Below are 9355 nucleotides of genomic sequence, written 5' to 3' on the forward strand. Positions count from 1 at the left end.
CGCCCACCGGTGGCCGTGCGGCCCGCCGCAAGGCGGCTCAGGAGGCCGCGAAGCGCGGCGGACGGCACGGTGCCCGGGCGCGCGGCGGTTCGGCCGTCAGAGGGGCCACAGGCGCCCCGGGAACGGGCCCGTCGGACGGGGAGGCGCGACCCCGCACCCGTATGGAGGCCAAGCGCGCCGCCCGGGCGCGCAAGGACAGCCCGGGCGTGGTGGCGAGCCGGGTGGTCGGCGAGGTGTTCATCACCCTCGGTGTGGTGATGCTGCTCTTCGTGACGTACCAGCTGTGGTGGACGAACATCCTGGCGCACCAGCAGGCGAACGGCGCTGCGGGAGATCTCCAGAAGAAGTGGGACACCAAGGGCGCGGACCGCGATCCGGGCGTCTTCTCCCCCGGTCAGGGGTTCGCGATCATCTACATCCCCGAGCTGGACGTGAAGGCCCCGATCGCCGAGGGGATCGACAAGCACAAGGTCCTCGACCGCGGGATGGTCGGCCACTACGCCAAGGGCAAGCTGAAGACCGCGATGCCGTGGGACAAGAAGGGCAACTTCGCGCTCGCCGGGCACCGCAACACCCATGGCGAGCCGTTCCGCTACATCAACCGCCTCAAGCCCGGCGACAAGATCGTCGTCGAGACGCAGAGCCGGTTCTACACCTACGACATGACCAGCATCCTGCCGCAGACGTCCCCCTCGAACACGGGCGTCATCGGCCCGGTGCCGCCCGGCTCCGGCTTCACCAAGCCGGGCCGCTACCTCACGCTGACGACCTGCACACCCGAGTTCACCAGCACGTATCGGATGATCGTCTGGGGCAAGATGGTCGACGAGCGGCCGCGCAGCGAGGGGAAGCCGGACGCACTGGTCGAGTAGGACCGGGAAGATCCAGAAAAGGGGTACGACGCGGTGGCACGGACCGACCACGACCAGCGGCAGGGCCGGGACCCCGCCCCGCCCGCCACGCCGACCCGCCGCTCCGGCCGCGGACGGATCGCGGCGGCCATCGGGGTGCTGGGCGAGCTGCTGATCACCGCGGGGCTGATCCTGGCCCTCTTCGTGGCCTACTCGCTGTGGTGGACGAACGTCCTCGCCGACCGCGAGGCGAAGAAGCAGGGCGACCAGGTGCGCAAGCACTGGGCCGATCAGGGGCCGGGCAGGCTCGACACCAAGGACGGCATCGGCTTCCTCCACGTACCGGCCATGGGCGACGGCGAGGTGCTGGTCAAGAAGGGCACCTCGGCCAAGGTCCTCAACGACGGCGTCGCCGGGTACTACACGGAGCCGATCAAGTCTGCGATGCCCTGGGCGAAGTCCGGCAACTTCTCGCTGGCCGCCCACCGGGACGGGCACGGTGCCAAGTTCCACGGCATCGACAAGATCAACGACGGTGACGCGGTGGTCTTCGAGACCCGGGACACCTGGTACGTCTACAAGGTCTACGCGACGCTGCCCGAGACCTCGAAGTTCAACGTGGACGTGCTGAAGGCGGTCCCGAAGGAGTCGGGCAAGAAGAAGGCGGGCCGCTACATCACCCTCTCGACCTGCACCCCGGTCTACACCTCGCGGCACCGCTACATCGTCTGGGGAGAGCTGGAGCGTACCGAGAAGGTCGACGCGGACCGCACGCTCCCCAAGGAGCTGCGCTGACGGAAACGCCCTCCGCACCACGGGGAAGCCCCCGGCGCCGGAGAGGGCGGACGGCGCGCTAGCCGAGGCCGCCGAAGAAGCCTCCGTCGTCGTCGCCTCCGCCGCCGCCGTTGCCCTTGACCGTGACCAGGTTCACCGACTGGCCCTTGGGCACCTGGGTGCCGGCGCCGGGGTTGCTGGCGACCACGGTCGCGTTGTCGTCCTGATCACCCTGGATGTTGCCCACGTTGAGCCCGAGGTCCTGGAGCGCCTTCTTGGCGTCCTTGAGCTTCTGGCCGCCCAGGTTGGGCACCGGGACCTGCTCCTGCTGCTCCGGGGCCTTGGCGATGGTCAGGTTGATGGTGGATCCGGGCGCGGCCGTACCGCCGCCGGCCGGGTCCTGGTTGATGACCGTGCCGGCCTGGGCGTCGGCGCTGTCCTGCTCCGTCGACTCGACCTTGAAGCCCTGCGCCTTGAGGGTGGCCTCGGCCTCCGCCTGCTGCTTGGTCGTCACGTCGGGGACGGGGACCTGCTGCTGCGGCGTGGCGACGGTCAGGGTGATCGAGGTGCCCCGCGCGACCTTCTTGCCGGCGTCCAGGCTCTGGCGGGTGACCTTGCCCGGGGTCTGGTCGGACTCCTCGGTCTCCTTCTCGACCGTGAAGCCCTTGGCCTCGAGGGACTTCTTCGCCGACGCGAACGGGACGTTGAGGACGTCGGGGACCTCGATCTTCTCCGCCGGCTTCTTGCCCTTCGACATGGTCAGCTCGACCGTGCCGTACCGCTTGATCTCGCCGCTCTCCGGGTTCTGCTCACAGACGGTGTTCTTCGCCTGCTCGCAGAACTTGGAGCCGACCTGCTTGACCTCGAAGTCGCCGTTCTTCCCCTGGGCGACGGCCTCCTTGAGCGACTTTCCGGCCAGCGACGGCACCGGGACCATATCGTCGTTCTTGCCGCCGGTGAAGATCGACTTCCCGATGAAGATCGCGCCGACCAGCACCAGGATGCCTGCCACGACCAACAGGATCGTCGAGAGGTTGCTCTTCTTCTCCGGCCCGCCCCGGCGGCGCTCCGACCGCTCGTCGTAGCCGAAGCCGCCGTCGTCGTCCCGCATCGGGGGCAGCATCGAGGTCGCCGGGCCGGAGTCCTGCGGCCGCAGCATCGTCGTGGGCTGGTCGTCCGAGCCGTAGCCGACCGCGCCCAGCGCGGCGGTCGCGGCGACCGGCTGGCCCTCGAGCGCCGCCTCGATGTCGGCGCGCATCTCGTCGGCCGACTGGTAGCGGTAGTCGGGGTCCTTGACCAGGGCCCGCAGGACGATCGCGTCCATCTCCGGGGTGATCTCGGGGTCGTACGTGCTCGGCGGCTGCGGCTCTTCCCGCACGTGCTGGTAGGCCACGGCCACCGGGGAGTCCCCGACGAACGGCGGTCGCACCGTCAGCAGCTCGTACAGCAGACAGCCGGTGGAGTACAGGTCGCTGCGCGCGTCGACGGTCTCGCCCTTGGCCTGCTCGGGGGAGAGGTACTGCGCGGTGCCGATGACGGCCGCCGTCTGCGTCATGGTCATACCGGCGTCGCCCATGGCCCGGGCGATGCCGAAGTCCATCACCTTGACCTGGCCGCTGCGTGTGAGCATCACGTTCGCCGGCTTGATGTCCCGGTGGACGATGTTGTTCCGGTGCGAGTACTCCAGGGCCTGGAGGATCCCGACCGTCATCTCCATCGAGCGCTCGGGGAGCAGCTTTCTCCCGGAGTGAAGAAGCTCACGCAGAGTGGAGCCGTCGACGTACTCCATCACGATGTACGGGATCGAGACACCGTCGACGTAGTCCTCGCCGGTGTCGTAGACCGCAACGATCGCGGGGTGGTTGAGCGAGGCTGCCGACTGGGCCTCTCGGCGGAACCGGGCCTGGAAGGACGGGTCGCGGGCGAGGTCCACCCGGAGCGTCTTCACGGCGACAGTACGGCCGAGGCGGGTGTCGTGCGCGAGGTAGACCTCCGCCATGCCACCGCGGCCGAGCACCGAGCCCAGCTCGTACCGGCCGCCGAGGCGACGCGGCTCTTCCATAGCTACTCCAGCCCTCTTCCGTCATTCCCGGCCGCACCCTGTGTGGGGGGCCGGCGAAGTGCTGCTCGCGCATACGGTACCCGGCACGCCTTACGGGACCCGGCCTCGGCCGATTCTTGATACCGGACCGGTACGACGACGTGCGGGATTGGTATCAGGGCGTGACCGGCGTCACTTGTCGCGCTCGCTGTCGAGTACCGCCTTCATCACATCCTTGGCGATCGGCGCCGCCAGCTTGCCGCCCGCGATGTCGTCGCGGAGGGTGTCGGAACTCTCCACCACGACGGCGACCGCGACCGGGGAACCCTCGTCGGTCTTGGCGTACGAGATGAACCACGCGTACGGGTTCTCGCTGTTGTCGACACCGTGCTGCGCGGTACCGGTCTTGCCGCCGACCGTGGCGCCCGGGATCTGGGCGTTGGTGCCGGTGCCCTCCTTGACCACGGTCTCCATCATGTCCTGGAGCTTGCCCGCGTTCTCCGAGCTGAGCGGCTGGCTCATCTGCTCCGGGCTGGTCTGGTCGACCGTGTTCAGGTTGGGGGCGCGCAGCGAGTCGATCATGTACGGCTTCATCAGCTTGCCGTCGTTGGCGATCCCGGCGGCGACCATGGCCATCTGGAGCGGGGTGGCGCGGGTGTCGAACTGGCCGATCGACGACAGGGCGTTGCCCGGCCGGTCCATCTTCTCGGGGTAGACGCTCTCGGCGGCGCGGACGGGCATGAAGACCTCGTCGTTGAAGCCGAACTTCTTCGCCTCCTCCAGCATCTTGTCCTTGCCCAGGTCGTCACCGAGCTTGCCGAAGACGGTGTTGCAGGAGTAGCGCAGGGCCTGCCGCAGGGTGGCGTTCTCGCAGGGGATGTTGCCCTCGTTGCGCAGGGGCTGGGTGGACAGCGGCAGCCGCCACGGCAGCGGCGAGTTGGTCGCGCCGTCGATGTCCGTGTACTTGCCGTTCTCCAGCGCCGCCGCGGCGGTGACGACCTTGAACGTGGAGCCGGGCGGGTAGGTCTGCCGCAGCGCGCGGTTCAGCGTCGGGTTGTCCTCGTCGACCTCACCCTGCATCGCCTTCCAGGCATCCTCGTCGCTCTTCGAGCTGCCCGCGAACTTCGACGGGTCGTAGCTCGGGGTGGAGACGAGGGCGAGGACCTTGCCGGTGCGCGGGTCGAGCGCGGCGACGGCGCCCTTGTTCTTGCCGAGGCCCTTGTAAGCGGCCTCCTGGGCCTTGGCGTTCAGGGTGGTGATGACGTCACCGCCCTTCGGCTTCTTGCCGGTGAACATGTCGACCGTCCGGTTGAAGAACAGCCGGTCGTCGTTGCCGGTGAGGATGCCGTCCTCGAGGTTCTCGATCTGGGTGGAGCCGTACGCCTGGGAGGCGTAACCCGTGACCGGGGCCCACATCGGACCGTTCTTGTAGGTGCGCTTGTACTTGAAGTCGACCCCGTCGGTCTCCTTGGACCCGGTGATCGGGCGGCCGTCGACGATGATGTTGCCGCGCGGCTGGCTGTACTGGGCGATCGCGACGCGGCGGTTCTGCTTGTGGGTCTTGAGGCCGTCCGCCTGGACGTACTGGATCCAGTTGTCCCGCACCAGCAGGGCGAGGACCAGGAGGCCGCAGAAGATCGCGATTCGGCGCAGGGGCTTGTTCACGGTCGGACCACCTGAGTCATCTCGGCGTCAGTGGACGGGGCAGGGGCGGGCGCCGGCCGCCGGGCGGTGTCGCTGATCTTGATGAGGAGCGCGACCAGCGCCCAGTTGGCGAGCACCGACGAACCGCCGTACGCCACGAACGGCATCGTCATACCGGTCAGCGGGATGAGGCCCATCACACCGCCCGCGACGACGAAGACCTGGATGCCGAACGCGGCGGACAGGCCCGCCGCCAGCAGCTTGCCGAACGGGTCCCGGGCGGCCAGGGCGGTGCGCATGCCGCGCTCCACGATCAGGCCGTACAGCAGGAGGAACGCCATGGTGCCGGCCAGTCCCAGCTCCTCGCCGACGGTGGCGAGGATGAAGTCGGAGTTGGCCGCGAAGCCGATCAGGTCGGAGGCGCCCTGGCCCCAGCCGGTGCCGGAGACGCCGCCGGAGCCGAAGGCCATCAGGGAGAGGGCGATCTGGTCGGTGGTGGCCCAGCTGGGCCGGGGGGTGTCGTAGACGGCGAACGGGTGCAGCCACGCCATCACACGGACCTTGACGTGCGACTCGAACGACGCGACGCCGACCGCGCCGACCGCGGACATCAGCAGGCCGAAGACGATCCAGCTGGTGCGCTCGGTCGCCACGTACAGCATGACGACGAACAGGCCGAAGAACAGCAGCGAGCTTCCGAGGTCGGTCTCGAAGACCAGGATCAGGATGCTCATGGCCCAGACGATCAGGATCGGACCGAGGTCACGGCCGCGCGGCAGGTACAGCCCCATGAAACGGCGGCTGGCCAGCGCGAGCGCGTCGCGCTTCACCATGAGGTAGCCGGAGAAGAAGACCGCGATGATGATCTTGGCGAACTCGCCGGGCTGGATGGAGAAGGAGCCGACGGTGATCCAGATGCGTGCGCCGAACCGGGCCGGGAAGAACATCGGCAGGATCAGCAGGATCAGCGCACCGATCATGGAGATGTAGGTGTACCGCTGAAGGATCCGGTGATCCTTGAGGAGGATCAGTACGGCCACGAACAGGGCCACGCCCATCGCCGAGTACATCAGCTGGTTGGGCGCCGAGGGGGCGAAGGTCTGACCGATGTCCTCCGCCCGCACGGCCAGTCGCCTCGACTGGTCCAGCCGCCAGATGATCACGAGACCGAGGCCGTTGAGGAGCGTGGCGATCGGCAGCAGCAGCGGATCGGCGTACGGGGTGAACTTGCGCACCACGAGATGGCCGACGCCCGCGAGCAGGCCGAGTCCGATGCCGTAGCTGAGCATGCCCGAGGGCAGCTCGTCGCTGAGCGCCAGGCCCGCGTTGGCGTACGCGAAGACCGGGATGATCACCGCGAACACCAGCATGGCCAGCTCGGTGTTGCGGCGGCTCGGTGGCCCGGCCGTACTGATCGTGGTCGTGTTGGTCGTACTACTGCTCATGGGTGGGCGGCCCCTAACGGCTTCACGGCTGGGTGCTGCTGCACTGCGGGACCAGCTCCTTCTCCTGCTCCGACAGGGTGGGCCCCGGCTTCGGAGTGGGAGAGGGCGACGCCGAGTTCGTCGGCGTCGGTGTGGCCTTGGCAGCGCGCAACCCCGTCGCGCTCTGACTCTGCTGCGGCGTGCTGCCGCTGCTACCTGTCTTGCCTCCGGATCCGCCGCCGGCCTGCCCCTTGCCGCCGGTGAGGTCCTTCTGGCTCTCCTCGGCCTTGCGCTGTGCGTCAGCCTTTCTACAGGCGCTGGCGAGAGTGGCGAGATCCTTCGTCTTGTCCTCGGCCTGGCCGAGCCCGCTGACCGCGATGGTGTCCTCCACGCGGCTGCGCTGGTCGGTCGGGAGGTACTTGAGTTCGATCTCGCGGTGGTCCTCATGGACCTTGTTGAGCTTGATCCACGCGAGGTCCTGGCTGATGCCCCGGTAGATCGCGACATGGTCTCCGTTGGAGCCCACGTAGTACTGCGTCTGCGTCCACTGATAGCCGCTGTAGAGACCGCCGCCGATCACGGCGAGGCCCAGTGCGATGAACAGCGACCGCTTGACCCAGGTCTTACGGCCGCTCTTCTTGGTGTAGTCGCCGTCCGCGTAGGCCCCGTAGCTGCCCTCGGCGGGCGGTCCGCCGAGGCCCGGGTCGCCGCTGCCGGGCGGCCCGAAGCCGCCCGGTGCGTCGCTCTGCTGCGGTACGGGACGGTTCCGGCCCAGCTCGGCGGCGCGGCCCGCCGGGGTGTTGCCGGCGCCGCCGTCCCCGAGGGGGACCTGGTTCTCGGCCACCGCGCCCACGATCACCGGGGTGTCGTTGAGCTGGCCGGCCAGGGTGTCGCCGCCGTCCACGTCGAGGACGTCGGCGACGATGCAGGTGATGTTGTCGGGGCCGCCGCCGCGCAGCGCGAGCTGGATCAGCTCCTGCACGGTCTCGTGCGGTCCCTGGTAGCTGGCGAGGGTGTCCTCGAGGGTCTGGTGGCTCACGACGCCGGACAGGCCGTCGGAGCAGATCAGATAGCGGTCGCCGGCCCGGACCTCACGGATGGACAGGTCGGGCTCGACGTGGTCGCCGCTGCCGAGCGCGCGCATCAGCAGGGAGCGCTGCGGGTGGGTGCCCGCCTCCTCCTCGGTGATGCGGCCCTCGTCGACGAGCCGCTGCACCCAGGTGTGGTCCTGGGTGATCTGGGTGAGCACGCCGTCGCGCAGCAGATACGCGCGCGAGTCCCCGACGTGCACGAGGCCGAGCCGCTGGCCGGTCCACAGCAGGGCCGTGAGCGTGGTGCCCATGCCCTCCAGCTGGGGGTCCTCCTCGACCATGACGCGCAGCTGGTCGTTGGCCCGCTGCACGGCGCTGCCCAGGGAGGTCAGGATGTCCGACCCGGGGACGTCGTCGTCGAGCTGGACCAGGGTGGAGATCACCTCGGAGCTGGCGACCTCGCCGGCGGCCTGGCCACCCATGCCGTCGGCGATGGCGAGCAGCCGGGGACCGGCGTAGCCGGAGTCCTCGTTGCCCTCCCGGATCATGCCCTTGTGGGACCCGGCGGCGAAACGCAGTGACAGACTCATGCGCACCTCGCCCGTCGGCTCCGGGTACAGCCCCTTGCCAACCACGCTGCCCACCCTCCGGTCGTCATGGTCCTACTACTTCCGCAGCTCGATGACGGTCTTGCCGATGCGGATCGGTGCACCCAGCGGAATCGGTGTCGGTGTGGTGAGTCGGTTCCGCTCGAGATAGGTGCCGTTGGTGGAGCCGAGGTCCTCGACGATCCACTGGCCGTCACGGTCCGGGTAGATCCTGGCATGCCGGCTGGAGGCGTAGTCGTCGTCCAGCACGATTGTTGAATCGTGCGCACGACCGAGAGTGATGGTCTGCCCCTGGAGCGCGACCGTGGTGCCGGTCAGCGTGCCCTCGGACACCACCAGCTTGGTGGGGGCCCCACGGCGGCCGCGGCCCGAGGGCTGCTGGCGCTGCTGGGGCGGTGCGGCCTGCTGTTGCTGCCGCTGTTGCTGCTGCGGCCGGTCGGGGGCGCCACGGCGCGCCGAACCGCGCTGGGTCACGCGAGTCCCGAACAGGTCGCTACGGATGACCTGAACGGCCACGATGACGAACAGCCACAGTACGGCGAGGAAACCCAACCGCATGACCGTGAGGGTCAGCTCTGACATTGCCCCCGCTTCACCCTTCGGCTTGCCGGTAAACGATGGTGGTGCTGCCCACGACGATCCGTGAGCCGTCGCGGAGCGTAGCGCGGGTGGTGTGCTGTCCGTCCACCACGATGCCGTTCGTCGACCCCAGATCCTGGATGGTCGGCGGTGTTCCGACCCGGATTTCGCAGTGCCTGCGGGAGACACCGGGATCGTCAATGCGCACGTCAGCGTCGGTGCTGCGGCCCAGAACCAGGGTGGGCCGGGAGATCTGGTGGCGAGTGCCATTGATCTCAATCCAGCGCCGGGTCTGTGCCTGCGGCTGCGGGCCGACGCCCGCGCCTCCGCTCCGGGCCCCGGGGCGGGCGCCGGGAGGGGCGCTGGGCATGGGCGGCGCACCCGCGGGCTGGCCGTAGCCGCC

At 69.1% G+C, this 9355-nt stretch carries 8 protein-coding genes; 2 read left to right on the forward strand and 6 right to left on the reverse strand.

The annotated features are described in order from the left end of the window. Together EEJ42_RS37960 and EEJ42_RS37965 are read left to right on the forward strand one after the other, a co-directional pair. Window positions 1-872, forward strand: an 872-nt coding sequence (locus tag EEJ42_RS37960) for a class E sortase (RefSeq protein WP_246097628.1), incomplete at its 5' end; no start/stop codon positions are given. Window positions 873-905: 33 nt separating this feature from the next. Continuing rightward, window positions 906-1646: a class E sortase gene (locus tag EEJ42_RS37965; protein ID WP_123106727.1), complete on the forward strand. Its 741-nt coding sequence runs from the start codon at window positions 906-908 to the stop codon at window positions 1644-1646. A 58-nt stretch (window positions 1647-1704) separates the two neighbouring features. Here EEJ42_RS37965 and pknB read toward each other — a convergent pair whose 3' ends face one another. The 6 genes from pknB to EEJ42_RS38000 form a co-directional block, all read right to left on the reverse strand. Continuing rightward, a complete protein-coding gene (pknB, locus tag EEJ42_RS37970) occupies window positions 1705-3687 on the reverse strand; it encodes a Stk1 family PASTA domain-containing Ser/Thr kinase (RefSeq protein WP_123106728.1) in 1983 nt (660 codons plus the stop codon). A 171-nt stretch (window positions 3688-3858) separates the two neighbouring features. Further along, window positions 3859-5331, reverse strand: a complete 1473-nt coding sequence (locus EEJ42_RS37980) for a peptidoglycan D,D-transpeptidase FtsI family protein (protein ID WP_123106729.1) — start codon at window positions 5329-5331, stop codon at window positions 3859-3861. Then, on the reverse strand, window positions 5328-6755 hold the full coding sequence (locus tag EEJ42_RS37985) for an FtsW/RodA/SpoVE family cell cycle protein (RefSeq protein WP_123106730.1): 1428 nt from the start codon (window positions 6753-6755) through the stop codon (window positions 5328-5330). Before EEJ42_RS37985 ends, EEJ42_RS37980 begins: the two co-directional genes overlap by 4 nt. Window positions 6756-6777: 22 nt before the next feature. Then, the gene (locus EEJ42_RS37990) at window positions 6778-8355 is read right to left on the reverse strand and encodes a PP2C family protein-serine/threonine phosphatase (protein ID WP_184503475.1); all 1578 of its coding nucleotides are present in this window, start codon (window positions 8353-8355) and stop codon (window positions 6778-6780) included. 75 nt (window positions 8356-8430) lie between these two features. Next, a complete protein-coding gene (locus tag EEJ42_RS37995; RefSeq protein ID WP_123106732.1) occupies window positions 8431-8955 on the reverse strand; it encodes an FHA domain-containing protein FhaB/FipA in 525 nt (174 codons plus the stop codon). Between the two features lie 10 nt (window positions 8956-8965). Then, window positions 8966-9355: FHA domain-containing protein (locus EEJ42_RS38000; RefSeq protein WP_148082173.1), on the reverse strand; the 390-nt coding region annotated here is incomplete at its 5' end.

This window comes from Streptomyces botrytidirepellens (genome assembly GCF_003721215.1).
Taxonomy (GTDB): Bacteria; Actinomycetota; Actinomycetes; order Streptomycetales; family Streptomycetaceae; genus Streptomyces; species Streptomyces himastatinicus.